At 54.1% G+C, this 14,758-nt stretch carries 11 protein-coding genes; 7 read left to right on the top strand and 4 right to left on the bottom strand.

Features of this window, described 5'->3' with window-relative positions; translation table 11 throughout:
- Positions 1–330: 330 nt before the first annotated feature.
- Together BLO43_RS04350 and BLO43_RS04345 are read left to right on the top strand one after the other, a co-directional pair.
- Complete coding sequence (locus tag BLO43_RS04350; protein WP_090906003.1) at positions 331–1,305, top strand: CHAD domain-containing protein; 975 nt, start codon at positions 331–333, stop codon at positions 1,303–1,305.
- Between the two features lie 197 nt (positions 1,306–1,502).
- The gene (locus BLO43_RS04345; RefSeq protein WP_090906002.1) at positions 1,503–1,862 is read left to right on the top strand and encodes an EF-hand domain-containing protein; all 360 of its coding nucleotides are present in this window, start codon (positions 1,503–1,505) and stop codon (positions 1,860–1,862) included.
- Positions 1,863–1,910: 48 nt separating this feature from the next.
- Here the strand turns inward: BLO43_RS04345 and BLO43_RS04340 are convergent, their stop codons facing one another.
- From BLO43_RS04340 to BLO43_RS04330, 3 genes are all read right to left on the bottom strand, one after another.
- On the bottom strand, positions 1,911–2,849 hold the full coding sequence (locus BLO43_RS04340) for a YihY/virulence factor BrkB family protein (protein ID WP_090906001.1): 939 nt from the start codon (positions 2,847–2,849) through the stop codon (positions 1,911–1,913).
- A gap of 371 nt (positions 2,850–3,220) precedes the next feature.
- Positions 3,221–3,574 (bottom strand): hypothetical protein, encoded by a 354-nt coding sequence (locus BLO43_RS04335; RefSeq protein WP_090906000.1) that lies wholly within the window; start codon positions 3,572–3,574, stop codon positions 3,221–3,223.
- Positions 3,575–3,992: 418 nt separating this feature from the next.
- Positions 3,993–4,301, bottom strand: a complete 309-nt coding sequence (locus BLO43_RS04330) for a hypothetical protein (RefSeq protein WP_090905999.1) — start codon at positions 4,299–4,301, stop codon at positions 3,993–3,995.
- Between the two features lie 234 nt (positions 4,302–4,535).
- Here BLO43_RS04330 and BLO43_RS16370 point away from each other — a divergent pair, with 234 nt between their 5' ends.
- The 5 genes from BLO43_RS16370 to BLO43_RS04300 all read left to right on the top strand — a co-directional run bounded on the left by BLO43_RS16370 (position 4,536) and on the right by BLO43_RS04300 (position 11,025).
- Complete coding sequence (locus tag BLO43_RS16370; protein WP_139149238.1) at positions 4,536–4,736, top strand: hypothetical protein; 201 nt, start codon at positions 4,536–4,538, stop codon at positions 4,734–4,736.
- 377 nt (positions 4,737–5,113) lie between these two features.
- Complete coding sequence (locus BLO43_RS04315) at positions 5,114–7,318, top strand: TonB-dependent receptor (protein WP_090905996.1); 2,205 nt, start codon at positions 5,114–5,116, stop codon at positions 7,316–7,318.
- A 28-nt stretch (positions 7,319–7,346) separates the two neighbouring features.
- Positions 7,347–8,063 (top strand): ABC transporter ATP-binding protein, encoded by a 717-nt coding sequence (locus BLO43_RS04310; protein WP_090905995.1) that lies wholly within the window; start codon positions 7,347–7,349, stop codon positions 8,061–8,063.
- Complete coding sequence (locus BLO43_RS04305; protein ID WP_090905994.1) at positions 8,060–9,541, top strand: DUF3526 domain-containing protein; 1,482 nt, start codon at positions 8,060–8,062, stop codon at positions 9,539–9,541. Before BLO43_RS04310 ends, BLO43_RS04305 begins: the two co-directional genes overlap by 4 nt.
- 17 nt (positions 9,542–9,558) lie before the next feature.
- Entirely contained in the window at positions 9,559–11,025 is a 1,467-nt protein-coding gene (locus tag BLO43_RS04300; protein WP_175443854.1) for a DUF3526 domain-containing protein, read from the top strand.
- Positions 11,026–11,069: 44 nt separating this feature from the next.
- On the opposite strand, the gene putA is transcribed toward BLO43_RS04300, so the two are convergent.
- Complete coding sequence (gene putA / locus BLO43_RS04295) at positions 11,070–14,735, bottom strand: trifunctional transcriptional regulator/proline dehydrogenase/L-glutamate gamma-semialdehyde dehydrogenase (protein ID WP_090905992.1); 3,666 nt, start codon at positions 14,733–14,735, stop codon at positions 11,070–11,072.
- Between the last annotated feature and the right edge of the window lie 23 nt (positions 14,736–14,758).

Here is a 14,758-nt window from a genome sequence, read left to right as displayed (position 1 = left end):
AATGTTGGATAGTTCAGATTGCACTTCTTAAATAGCAGATTATTATCTTAGTAGTTGCGCAAAATCTATCTGCATCGATATCGTTATATTTGCTTTAGTGTCCCGCGGCGCATTTGTCCAAGCGCATCCGGCTTTTGCAGCCAGCTTCCTTTAAGCCGACTGGCTGGCAGCCAATAAATTCTTGCCAGGATATGTTAAATTGGGACCATTGATAGATCTAATGAATTTTAAGGAGCACCTGGAGTGAATATCAGGCATGGCAGCCCGAAAGAAGCGGAAGAAGCGTTGACCAACAGTGCCGCCGGGCGCTACACCCGCCAATAACAAGCGATGAAACGTGCCTTGCAGACCGCTCGCGCCGCTACATCGGGTAATCCCGCTTACGGAATGCTGCACACAGCAATCAGTGAAGCATTGAAGTACCTGAAGGCGCCGCCGCCCATTTCGGATGAATCAATTCACGACGCACGCAAGTCTCTGAAGAAAGCACGCGCGGCACTGCGGCTATTGCAAGACGGAATGAGCAAGCACACTTATGAAACGGAAAACTCCAGGCTCAGGGATGCAGGTCGCTTCCTGTCGCCGTTCCGTGATGCAAGATCATTAATTGACGCCTTTGATTCGCTGCATGACCGGTACGGCGACAAGCTGCAAGGCGTGAACCTTGCTCCCCTTCAGAAAATATTGCACGCAAATCTGACAAAGGCGCGACGCCATTTTCTACACACGCCAACCGAGCTGAAGAACTGCATCCGGCTACTTAAAGACTGCATCACGCTGGCAAAAAAAGAGGAATTTTCGTCTATTGATTTCGAAGCCGTCGAGACAGGGTTACGGCGCGTCTATCGGAAAGGTCTCAAAGCACGTGCTGAGGCTGAGGCGGCTCGAACACCGGAAGCGCTCCATGAATGGCGAAAGCAGGTGAAATATTTGCTGAATGCGGTGGAGGATCTTCATCCTTCCGAGAAGGGTAGCGTAGTAAAAATCTTGAAATGGATTGATCAATTGGCTGACTGTCTGGGAAACGATCACGACCTTGCAATGCTTTCACAGGAAATTGCGCGGGGAACTTATGCATCCGTTGATTCCGAGGTGATAAAAACGCTGCATGGATTAATTGACCGGCGCCGGACAAAACTACAGAAAAAAGCGTTCAGTTTGGGAGAAAAACTTTATGACTGGGAACCTAAACGATTTACGCAACGTATATTGAAACAGATATCTCCAGCATCGCCAACCGCTGCGGCACCCTCAGTCATAAAGTCATCTCCCACGAATGACCGACAACAAAAAACCGGCGGTTGACCACTCCTTTTTAAGAAGGCCCATAGAGATCTGACATCATTTGACGCTTCTCTTTCTCTTCTGGTGAGTTCGCTGCCGGATTCGGAATAAAAGAAATTGTGGCTTGATCTCCGCCTTAGTGGGTTTCCGCACCGAAATTCTTGATGTGTTCACGTAAAATATTTTGTAGCAATTTTGCCACGCCAAGGAGAAGTGCCATGAAACTTTCAATACCATCGGCCCGATCACTAGCGTTTGCTGGCGCACTGATCTTCACGGGAACTGGTTTGACTCATGCCCAGCCCGTCGGGGGGCAATCCCCTCAAGGACAGAACAGGTCCGTAATCGGTCAGCCTCCATCAGGTCAGAACGGCTCCATTATTGGCCAACCCCCTGGGGGACAAAGCGGCACCAGGCCGATACAGCCGAATTATCCAAATACCGGTTCAGCGATCGGGAGTGATCCCGTAAAAGACAAACTGAACCAGGCAAACCGGGAAGCCGCTGACCTGGATCGCGACGGCAGGATTAGTCCGGAAGAGGCCGCCAGAATGCCGGGAATACCCTCGTCACGATAAGCCGCTACTGAGGACACCATTTTCCATGTTTATCCGCCCAGGACCACCTCATGGCGGCAATTGGCCCCGGCTGCACCATGTTTCTGTTACTTCCGTTCTACCCGGCCGTGATGCGCTCGGCATTTCAGATTGCGCCGATTCTTTTCTCGATCCGTGCGCACGAGCATATACCCAGGTGAATTCAGCCCCCAGTAAAAAGATCTGAGCCGAATAATAGACCCACACCAGTACTACCACGAGCGAACCTGCTGCACCAAATCCCGAGCTAACGGCGCTTTTCCCAATATAGATGCCTATCAGAAGTTTTCCCACCGTAAACAATAATGCGGTTACGGTTGCACCAGCCCAGACATCCTGCCAATGAATCTTGACTCGCGGCATAAATTTGTAAAGCATCGCGAACATGACGGTCGTTAAGGCAAAGCTGAACAAAAAATTCAGCACGGTCGCCAATATTTCAAGACTTGCAAAATAAGGTCCCCACCATTTCCCTAATGCGGCCATCGCAGCGCTGAATACGAGCGATACCATCATCAGGAAACCTATTCCGAGTATTATTCCGAAGGACAGTAGCCGGGATCGGATCAGCCGCCACAATCCTCCATCCAGATCTTTACCTGGAGCACGCCAAATACGGTCGAATGCATCCTGCAATTCGGCAAATACCGTCGTTGCACCGATGAGCAGCAAGATGGTTCCAATGACCGTGCCCGCAATGCCCTCTTTCGGCTCACTCACACTCTCAAGCAAGCCCTGCACAGCTTGCGCGCCTTGATCCCCCATCAAGCCCTGTAACTGACCAAAAATTTCCCCACGCACGGCTTCTTCGCCGAAGACAAAGCCCGCTGTCGAAATCACAATCAATAAAAGTGGCGCTATTGAAAACATTGTGTAGTAAGCCAGCGCGGCGCCCATGCTAGGCGCATAATCGTCGAGCCAGGATGAGAAAGCGGCTTTGATCAGGCCGTTAATCTGGTTGATTTTCATACGAAGCTCCTGAAAGGAGACGTATTTGCCTACTAAGGAAAGCGATGGGGGCCCGTTGGACGAGCATTTATTCCAGTTTAGAATAGCCTTTTTGCTGCAAGCGATGCGGCTATCACCTAATTCCCGCCCACCGTTCAAGAAATGCAAATGGTGTGTGGAAGAATCTGGTTGCCATGATCTGTTCAGCCGTTTTTCATAAGGAAGCGTGCTGGAGTCGTTGGCTACTCTCTTGCGCCAACTCGTCAGTTAAGTAAAACTGCAGTAACGTCGTATTCTAGGCCTATAAGTCCCGAAAGACCCAGAGGCGTTCCGCAACCAACTCTTCACGATTGAATCCCGGAAGAACCCCCGGAGCCATTTAGCCGGCGAGGCTAATACCGGCCAAGTGGATCAGGACCGGACCCTTCGTGACTCTCTCTTTTATCACGGTCAATGATGGACTCGGTACCAGGCTTCGTTTCCTTTTTTTCGCTCGAACTATCCGGTTTCTTCTTAGGCTCGCCTTTTTTTATGGTGCCATACTCCTGCCCGGCAGGAGTCTTCCCCGGCTTATATTGTCCGGCTCCGGATTGTCCGGCTGAGGGACTATCCATTGGCCCGGTCTGGGCATGGGCTGAACCATATATAAACAGAATCAATGCCAAACCCAGCGCGCTGAAACCTGCGTGGGTAATGAACTGTGAGGATCGCGGCGCTTCATTTTTAGTTGTTGCAGGATAATTCATGGTGAGATTCCTTTCATCTGTTTAGCAATGCTGCTGTACAAGAATAATACAAAGCATTTGCCCACTCCTTCAGTGCGCTACCGCACGAGACGGGAATACAAATTCACGGAATACCTGGAGCTTATGAAGTTCGGCGAGAATCCATGCAGCACCTGACCCTAAAATTATTATGACTAATGCATTCGATCAATTGATCTGAAATTCAATTTATACCGTTGACCCTTGGAGTGAAATATCCGGGCTGGCAGCGTGCCGGATTTAAAGAATCAAAGTAAAAAAATGACTGTGGGGGACAGATTTTGATGACTTTAAAAGCCAGTAGTCGTTCTATATGAGGCGAAGATGGCGAGATAGGGTCCGACCCGATGCTTTACACTCGGCTTTTGCAACCAATTTCCCTTTTTAGTCCGTCAGGCTGCTAGGGTGACGTTTCTTCTGGCTTCTTGTCGCATTTGATTTCCCAAATAAGGCGTGAGGACGTGACCCCGCCGGTGGGCCCCATGATTGGCCGCGCCTCTTCAGAGATAAGCGTATATCCCGTCATGCACAGATTTCTGGCATCAATGTCCATGGATCTGATGGTCTGCTCTCTTGATCCCGACTCTCCGTCATATAAACTTGTAATGGAGTAAATCCTTGAACCGTTATCCGCGGTATTGGGCGTACCGTCAGCCAGCATCGAACCGCAACCCGCGAAAAAGGGAAGGATCAACAAAGCGCTTTTCATAAATTTAATATCCTTCCTTGATAAAGTTCGAACAATTTACCATATCGAGTGCCGCAGCGATGCAGCTGTCAGTTTTGCTGTCGCATCTGATTTCTCAAATAAGATACGTGAAACACTGATCTTCCCAAGTCGAATTATAGCGACTTCCGTTATCAGTCCTTTCTCTCCCTGATACTCATTGATGCGTGCTGCGCTCAATCCGCAACTGTTTCCGCAGTGCAGGGGGCAGTATATTTGCCAGCGCGGCATCGGTCCATCGGCGAGCAGCGGGCGATTGCCCGTTACAAACATGGCGGCAATCTGCTAAAAGCAGCGCGGTTTCGTCATCGCCCTGCAGGCAATCTCACCGCGGGGCACAAACATGAACGGGTTGTTCTCCCCTGCCGTTCCCGGGTGCAGAAAATGCTGGACACCTTCCGTCGGAAGCTTTTCTAGCTCAAATTCGTTTGGCAAGCTCTGCGTTATCACGATGAAGTTAACATTCATTTTAATTGGATAATTGCTATTTTTCCTGATCCAGAATGTGTCGTGTTACATAAAGAGATTTAATTTTAATCGCGGGCCAGCCCGAGATATTAATTTGCTCTTTCGGCTGCTGTCCACCGTAACGCTCAAATCTCTATTTAATTCAGGAATGTAGGGGATTCCTGACAAGGCATTCATTTGTGCCGACTTCATATCTCAGTTTTATCCGACAGACATGTGAAGTTTTTGTGATAAATTTCATACGTATGATTAAATAATCATACTTCTTAATAATATAAAGATAACAATAACACGGGGTCCGTCAACCGGATAAAAGAGGGAAAACCATGAGACAGGAATTCATCTTGCTGAGATGTATGGTGGCAACCTTATTCGTCTCCACCTTACCTGCTTTGGCCCAGCAGCCCCAAAAAATAAATGATGTTGAAAAGAACGTCGAGAAAGGGCAAGAAACCTCGACGCAGCCGTCAGTTCCTTTCCAGGTGGCCGCCAATGATCTGAAGGTTGTCAGGCTCGAACCCCTCGTCATAAAGGGTCAGAACCTTACCATCAGCAAGAATCAGCCGTTTAGCGTGCATGTGTTCGACAAGGATTTCATTGCGGAACGCCAGGTTGCCAACCTGGAGCAACTCTTCCGTGAAACGGCGGGCATGGAGGTCCGGTATCTCGGCTATGGCAGCGTTGCTAGTTCGATCAACCTGCGTGGATTTGCCGGTGGCGGGCATGGCGGTGACATAGGCTTCGTAATTGACGGCATTCCATTGAATGAAGCCTCAAGCCATGCTGACGGCTACGCTGATATGAGCGTAGTCATCCCGCTGGAGATCAATGCCATGAGAATTTTCAAGGGCCCGGTATCGGCCCTGTATGGAAACTTCAACCGGGCCGGCGTAGTGGCGTTGGAAACCCGCCGATCCGGCAAGTATGCTGAACTGGATGTGCGTGGTGGTTCGTTCGGAACCGTGGATTTGCAGGCGGCTGCCGGCGGGAAATTTTATGGAGTGGATTTCAATGCTGCCGTGCAAAACTTCACCACCAACGGCTTTCGTCCTCAATCGGACGCCAATCGCCAGACCGGATCGCTCAGTGCAGGGTACAACTTTACCGACAAGACGCGCTTCACTATTGCCGGCCGGGCACATACCGGGGAGGCGAATACCGCCTCCGTAATCACCCAGGATCAATACGATAATCGCCACAACCGCAGTGCCTTCTTCGCAAAAAATCCGAATGTCCAGAACGATGGCACCGACAAGGATCTCTATACCATAAGGGGAGACCTTTCCCATGCGATAACGCCGCAGATAACCGCCGCGCTTTTTGGCTACGCCACCACGCAGACATTTCGCCGGTCCTTTACACGGCTGACCAATGCCACCACCTGGCAGCAGCGGCAGGAAGATTATGATCGAGATGTACTGGGATTCGGACTCAACGTCAACGGCAAACACAACTTTCTGTTCAAGCCTCTGACTTGGGTACTCGGAGCGGAACGCTATGAAGAGAAAACCTTGTACAAGTATGCCGATGCGCTAAACAATGGTCAGTTCACACCCACCACTCTAACCGCAGGCGTCAATGGCGGAAGTGGAACCCTTAACCGGAATCTCAAAACCAATTATATTTCATTGTTTGCCCAAACCGAATGGGTACTCAACCCCTATTTCAGGCCTTCCTTCGGCATTCGCAGAGATTTTATCGACGGGGAGTGCGACCGGCGCGGCCTCGAAACCCGCACCGGTGCCAGTGCTCAGTGCGGCAAGATGGAGAATTTCGATATTACCACGCCCAAGTTCGGCTTCCGCTCCACGCTGTGGCCGGGGCTCCTGGAAGCGCGACTGAGCGTGGCCGACGGTTTTGCGCTGCCGAGCGATGCGGCAAAATTCACGCCTGGCATCGGAGTCAAGCCAACTACGTTCAGACAGCTCGAGCTGGGTTTCACGCTTACGCCAGGGTCAATGTTGATAATCGATGTGGCCCATTACCAGATAGAGAGCAAGAACGAGGTGGCGCTGCCAAATCCTGCCCTGCTCGATTATGTCAATGTCGGAAAAACCAAGCGAATCGGTACCGAGGCTGAAATCCGGTTCATGCCGGCACAATGGTTTGAGGCCACCGCGGCGATTTCCAACTTCAACTCTAGAATTACCGAAACCTTGCCTAATCAGGCTTACCTGCTCGGTGCCGACGTCGTGGGGATGCCCAAATTCATGGCAACGTTTACAGGCACAGTGCGGCCCATTCCTGGTATGGCGATTACCGCTATAGGCAGAATATTTGGGCGTTATCCAATCAACCTGCCAACGGCCACGGCAACCCAGGCATATTATGACGGGTACGAGACGGTGGACATAATAGCGAGCTATGAGCCAAGGTCGCAACCGTGGAATATGCGGGGGCGTTACTTCGTCCAGGTATTCAATTTGACCGACGCGCGCTATGCCTCTTCCGCCGGCATAACAAGCGGTTCGAGGACCTATAATCCAGCAGCCCCCCTTACGGTGCTGGGTGGAATTTCGTTCAAATTTTAATCCAGTTCGTCTTCAAAGGAGAGCTACATTGCTTCACGCTCAGGATCTCACCAAGCGGTATAACGGCGTACTGGCATTGGACCGGTTGAATCTTACCGTGGCAGGTGGGGAAATCTTTTGCCTGCTAGGCGGCAACGGAGCGGGCAAGACCACCACCATCAACCTGTTTCTAAATTTCGTTCCGCCATCCAGCGGACGAGCGCTAGTGGACAACATTGACGTCACCCGGAATCCACTTGAGGCCAAGCGTCAAATCGCCTACATCCCGGAAACCGTTATGTTGTATGGCAGTTTATCCGGCCTTGAAAATATTTCCTACTTTACGACGCTCGCACTTGGCGTGAAGCGGCCTGACGATGAGTTGCTGGAACTTCTGGATCACGCGGGGTTAGCGCGAGAAGCGGCATTCAAGCGCGTGGGAGGCTATTCCAAGGGAATGCGTCAAAAGGTGGGAATTGCGATTGCGATGGCCAAGAATGCGAGAGCGCTGTTGCTCGATGAACCCACATCAGGTCTTGATCCCCAGGCGGCAAACGAATTTGCCTCCCTGCTCCAAAAATTGAAACACAAGAATATAGCTATCCTGATGACCACGCACGATCTTTTCCTCGCCAAGCAAACCGGAACACACGTCGGCATCATGCGCAGCGGAAAACTGATATCAACACTTGCCACAGTCGATGTGGATTCCAGGGATCTGGAACGAATATACCTGGAGATTTCCGGGAGCGGGCAATTGGCATGAGTAACCTAGTTCAATCACATGCTGCGGTCAGCTCCGGGACGGCCCTCCGAGGCGGTGTCATTGCGGTCGTGGCCAGGAAAGAGTTCCTGGAACTGTTGCGCGACAGGAGACTCACCTGGATGGCGGGAACATTTTTACTGCTGATGCTGGGCGCATTTCTGATGGGATGGCAGCAGATGCAGCACACACGGATGGAACGGACCGCGGCGCAGAATGTTTCGTACGCTCAGTGGCTTGGTCAAGGCGAAAAGAACCCGCATAGTGCAGCCCATTTTGGGCAGTATGCATTCAAGCCTTCCAGTCCCCTATTGTTTGTTGATCCCGGTATTACGCCGTTTGTGGGCGTAAGCGTCTGGATGGAGGCCCACAAGCAGAATGAATTCAAGTTCCGTCCGGCTCGCGATGCAACATCACTACAGCGGTTTGGCGAGCTATCCGTTGCCTTCATATTGCAAGTATTGGCACCCCTGATAATCATCCTGCTGACATTCTCCGCTTTTACGGGGGAGCGGGAGCGCGGTACGCTGCGCCAATTGCTGAGCGTTGGCGTACACCCATTGCAGTTGCTGGCCGGAAAAGCGCTGGCAAGCGCGCTCGCTCTCTGTGCATTGATGCTGCCATTAGCAATGGGAAGCTTGATAATGCTGCTTCCCTCATCCGAGCACCATGTCAGCATCGACAACCTACGCGAGCGCGTGATCCTCATGATGGCGGGCTATGCGATTTACCATGCCGGTTTCATCGCATTGTCGCTTGGTATCTCGGCACTCGCAAAATCCTCCCGCAAGGCTCTGGTGTTATTGCTCGCTTTCTGGGTGCTGAACAGTTTTGTCGTACCGCGCCTGATGATCGACCTGGCGCGTGGCGCAAGCCCGACACCTAGCGCGGTAGAATTTCAGACCGCTCTGACCGAGGCACGCAAAGTCACTTTTGGGCATGACGATACTCATCCTGCTTATCTCAGTTTTCGCAATGATGTATTGAAGCAGTATGGTGTGTCGAAAGTTGAGGAACTTCCCGTGGATTTTGATGGATTGGCGCTACAGGAGGACGATATGCGCGGTTACCGTATTTTTGACAAAGCCTATAGTGCGTTGTGGGACAGTTATGCGCAACAGGAAAGGATACGTTCGTTCGCGGGGTTTGTGTTTCCGTTGATGGCCATGCAACCTATTTCGATGGGACTGGCGGGGGCGGATATCGAACACCATAACGATTTTGCACGTGCCGCGGAAACATACCGCCGTCATATCCAGGGCATAACGAGCGACGATCTGGTAAGGAACCGGAAGTATGGCAACAAGGAGTATAAAGCTGCCCCGGAGCTGTGGGCAAAGATACCGGCATTCACGTATCAAATTCCCGGTACCCGCTGGGTGTGGGACCGGCAAAACTTCAATTTCCTGATACTGGCAACTTGGGCATTTGTGATGGGAATTATTGTAATATTTGCCGCCCGCCGCTTGTCACCGGTATGAGCGCGCCGGGAACCAGCATGTCTTCATTCTTTTCATTCCGCGAGGTTTTTCGCCACGAGTGGCATAGTTTTAAAGCGGAGAGGGTGATCGGGAGTATTTTGGTCATGCTGTCAATAGCCGCCGGGTATGGCCTCGTCAACGGCAAAACGTCGGTTGAGAAGCAGCGATATGCGACGGAGGCAGCAGAAAAAGAGGAACAGCTGAGATTAAACCATAATCTCCAGAAGCTGGTTGCGATGCAGAAAGGCGAGTATATCGCTTCAAGCGCTTTCCGGAATCCAGCAAATCCCCTGTGGATCGGAAGCCGCCATGCAGCTACCTATGCGGTTCTTCCTCCCGGCCCTCTTGCCTCGACCGCTATCGGTCAGAGTGACTTGAATCCTTCCTACATTTTAATATCCGCCGACAGCAAGGAAACGTTTACTTTCAACGAGGAGATTGAGAATCCAGGCAACCTCCTCATTGGTCATTTCGATCTGGCGTTTTTTATGGTTTATCTCTTACCATTGCTCATTATCGCGTTGTCCTACAACGCCCTTTCAGGCGAGCGCGAACAAGGTACGCTGGCAATACTCATGGCGAATCCTATTCAGCTCAGCATCGTGCTTCTTGCCAAGCTTGCATGCAGGGCCGCGTTGCTTATTCTGCCGCTGGCGACGGTAACCCTCGGATTTGTTGCTTTCGAGAACACTTTTCAGTCATTCTCGACCGATGTTGCGGTACGTCTCGCATGGTGGGTTGGACTCGCCATCGCTTATGCTTTGTTCTGGTTTTCCGTTACAGCTGTGGTTTCCATTCAGGGCAAAAGCTCGGAACATAATGTGCTGGTTCTGATAGGCCTATGGGTAGTGTTTTCACTGATCGTGCCAACGTTACTTAGCGTCGCCGTAAATGTGGCGCATCCAGTTCCATCCAGAGTAGAGATGATCAACAGCTTGCGCGCTATACAGACAGATGTCAGCAAGGAGTATGACGCTTCAGTAGCTCGCTACGAGGAGGAGCATTCCGCCATGTCAGGCAGTGATGGCGTTCTGAACAAAAAAGACTTGGGTGCTGCTCGCAAGAGAATTCTTGTGCAACAGTCTGCAGCCCGCTTGACTGAGAAGCTCATGACACAGCATAACGATCAACTGACGCATCAGCAACGTATCGTAGACTGGCTGGGTTTCTCATCTCCCGCGATTATCATGCAGGGAGGTTTGAATGATATAGCAGGAACTGGAAATAGCCGTTACCAGCACTTCATGGGGCAGGTTGACCGGTTTTACACTGATTGGCAGGGGTTTTTTATACCCAGGGCATTGAAAAATATTGCGTTGACACCGGAAGACTACAATAATTTTCCTCGTTTCCAATACCAGCCCCAACCACTTTCCGATTTGAATTCACGTTTGATGCGCACTCTTCTCGGGCTGCTCATTCCGACTATCCTGTTGGGTTATCTTGGCGCCCGGCGCATTTCCCATTATCCCGTCACAGCCTGATTGCAACGATGCTTTTTCCCTGATGCCATTGATACGCGCCGCACTCAAGCACCAAGCATCATCAGGCTCGCATTACCGCCGGCGGCGGTCATGTTCACGCTCACCACTCGCTCGGTGGCCAGCCGGTACAGCGGAAAATCGTGACCATCAGTTGCGATCAGCGGTACCCTTGGACCGTCGCGTGCAGCGAGTTCGCAGCGTAGCCGATACGCATCGTCCGCTGGCCCAGCATAGAGTACCGCGGCGATCGCCTCGTGCATCCAGCCACGCTCAACCCGTAACTGTTCGCACACCGTTGGGGGCAGCGTATCGATCAACGCGCGCGGCATTGGCCCGTCCGCGAGCAACGCGCGGTTGCCCGTTGCAAGCACGGCGGCAATTTGCTCGAGCAGCGCGGTCTCGTCATTCGCAATACAGGCAACCTCGCCCCGTGGCGTAAACATGAGCGTGTTGCTCTCCCCCGTCGGTCCCGGCAGCGGAATGTAATGCATTAGGGGGGTGCGTACCGCATAGTCCGTACAGCGCTGGGCAAATGCGGAGCGGCCGGTCTGCCGCGCCCACCCGATAAGCACTTGCAGAGCTGCCAGTGCGCCCGGTTCACCCTGTTCGCCCTTTTTGCGGACACTCCCCATGCGCGCGAGCGACATCGATGCTTGCCGCAGCAGGCGGTGGAGATATAGCGGTCCGCCAGCCTTGGGACCGGTGCCGGATTTACCCTCGCCGCCGAACGGCTGCACTCCCACTACTGCCCCGATCATGTTGCGGTTCACGTAAATGTTGCCGGCATGTACGCGGGCCGCAACGAAATCTATAGTTTCATCTATCCGGCTGTGCACGCCGAACGTGAGCCCGTAACCGGTCGCGTTGATGCAACTGACCAGTTCGTCCAGCCGGTCGCGCGCGAAGCGCACTACATGCAGCACTGGGCCGAACACCTCACGCTCCAGCTGGCTGATGTCGCCGATCTCGATCAGGGTCGGCGGGACAAAGGTGCCGTTCACACAAACGGGCGGCAGCGGCAGCTGGAACACCGCATGACCGGCCCCACGCATCTTCTCGATGTGATCAAGCAACGTGCGCTGCGCGTCGGCATCAATCACCGGACCGACGTCGGTGGCCAGCCGCCCAGGGTCGCCGAGTGCAAGTTCCTGCATCGCACCCTTCAGCATCTCCAGAACACGGCCGGCGATATCTTCCTGCAGGCACAGCACGCGCAGCGATGAGCAGCGCTGTCCGGCGCTGTCGAACGCGGACACCAGTACGTCCTGCACCACCTGTGCGGGCAACGCGGATGAATCGACCACCATGGCGTTCTGACCGCCGGTCTCGGCAATCAGCGGGATTTCCTCATCCCGCGAACGCCTGGCAAGCGTGCCGTGGATGACCTGCGCAACTTCGGTCGAGCCGGTGAAGATTACGCCGCACACGCGCGAGTCACCGGTGAGCCGCGCACCCACCGTCTCGCCGCGTCCCGGCAGGAACTGCAGTGCCGCGCGTGGAATACCGGCCTCATGCAGCAATCTCACCGCGGTTGCTGCAATCAGCGGTGTCTGCTCGGCTGGCTTCGCGAGCACCGGGTTGCCGGCGGCGAGCGCGGCGCTCACCTGGCCGACGAAGATTGCAAGCGGAAAATTCCATGGACTGATACAAACTACCGGCCCGAGTGCTTCCGGCTGGCTGCCGTTCGCGAACTGGCTGCGCATCTGCTGTGCGTAATAGCGGCATGAGTCAACCGCCTCGCGCACCTCCGCGAGCGCATTCGGCAGCGACTTGCCGGCCTCGCGCACTGCGAGCCCGATTAGCTCCGCACGGCGCATCTCAAGTGCGTCTCCCGCACACTCAAGCAACGTCGCACGGAACTCAAGCGGTACCGCCTGCCATTCGGGCGCAAACGCTAGCGCAGCTGCGAGCGCCGCTTCGATGTCGCCTTCACTCGCCTCGATCACGGCGCCAATACGATCGATATGATCGGCAGGATTGAAAATCGGCAGCCGTTCGCCAGCGGTGCGATCGCCACTGGCGAGCATCGGCATAGCCAGCCAGTCCCGGCCTTCCAGCACGGTCAACTCGGCGGCCAATTTGGCGATCGCGTGCTCGTCGCTGAAATCGATGCCGAATGAATTCCTGCGCCCACTGCCGTACAGGTCGCGCGGCAGCGGAATCGCCGGATGCGGCATTGATCCCTCATGCTCAATCTGGACGACCGGATCGGCAATCAGCTCATCCACACTCACGTTCTCATCGAGAATGCGATTGACGAACGATGAGTTTGCGCCATTCTCAAGCAGGCGCCGCACCAGGTAGGCCAGCAATGTATCGTGGCTGCCGACGGGTGCATAGATCCGGCACGGCTTGGCGAGTTGATCCGCACCAATCACCTGATCGTACAACGTCTCACCCATCCCATGCAGGCATTGGAACTCGTAGTCGTCAACCCGCGCATCCTGCGCCATCTGATAAACCGCCGACAGCGTGTAGGCATTATGCGTCGCAAACTGCGGGTATACCGCATCCGGCGCACGCAGCAACCGCTGCGCGCAGGCGAGGTAGGCGACATCGGTGTGCACTTTGCGCGTATAGACCGGATAGCCTTCCAGTCCATCGACCTGCGTACGCTTGATTTCCATGTCCCAATACGCGCCCTTGACCAGCCGGACCATGATCCGGTGACCGCTACGGCGCGCGAGATCGATGACCCAATCAATCACGAATGGACAACGCTTCTGATAGGCCTGGACGACGAAGCCGATGCCATTCCAGCCAGCCAATTCCGGGTCGAACGCGAGTGTCTCCAGCAGATCGAGCGAGAGCTCGAGCCGGTCCGCTTCCTCGGCGTCGATATCCAGCCCGACGTCATAGCGCTTCGCGAGCAGCAACAGGGATTTCAGCCGCGGCAAGAGCTCGGCCATCACACGCTCGCGCTGGGCGCGCATGTAACGCGGATGCAACGCAGAGAGCTTGACCGAGATCCCGGGTCCCACGTAGATCCCCCCACCGGCGCTCGCCCCGCCGATGGCTTGGATCGCAGCCTCATAGGACGCATAATAGCGGCCGGCGTCGGCTGCGGTTAATGCAGCCTCGCCCAGCATGTCGTATGAATAGCGATAGCCGCGCGCTTCGTGTTCGCGACTGCGCTCAAGCGCCTCCTGGATCGTCTCACCGGCCACGAACTGCTGACCCAGCATGCGCATCGCAAGATCCATGCCCTTGCGAATCAGCGGCTCCCCGCCTTTTGCGGCCAGATGCGTCAGCGCGGACGCCAACCCGTCTTCGCTGTGGGTGGACACCAGCCTGCCAGTGATCAGCAGACCCCAGGCGGCGGCATTCACGAACAGCGACGGACTCTTCCCAAGGTGTGAACTCCAGTCACCCCTGCTGATCTTGTCGCGTATCAGGCGATCGGCGGTTTCCGGGTCCGGGATACGCAGAAGTGCCTCAGCCAGACACATCAGCGCGATGCCTTCCTGACTGGACAGTGAAAATTCGTTCATCAACGCGTCAACCCCGCTGGCACGGGCGCGCTTATCGCGGACTGTGATAACCAGCTTGCGTGCACGTTCTCGCACCTGGTACCGGCTTGCGCGCGGCAGATCGATCTGCATCGCCAGATCGTTAACACTTTGTGCCTCATCGTGCCGGTAGGCATCGGTGATCGCGGCACGCAGTGGCGGTTGCGGAGTACGGAGTTCGGATTGGAGAGCGGCAGTCATTAAGGAATCGCCGGAGCCTGCGT

This window comes from Nitrosospira sp. Nsp13 (genome assembly GCF_900101945.1).
GTDB classification, from domain to species: domain Bacteria; phylum Pseudomonadota; class Gammaproteobacteria; order Burkholderiales; family Nitrosomonadaceae; genus Nitrosospira; species Nitrosospira multiformis_D.
The sequence above is the reverse complement of the archived record's forward strand: the minus strand, read 5'-3'. Positions and strand labels throughout refer to the sequence as shown.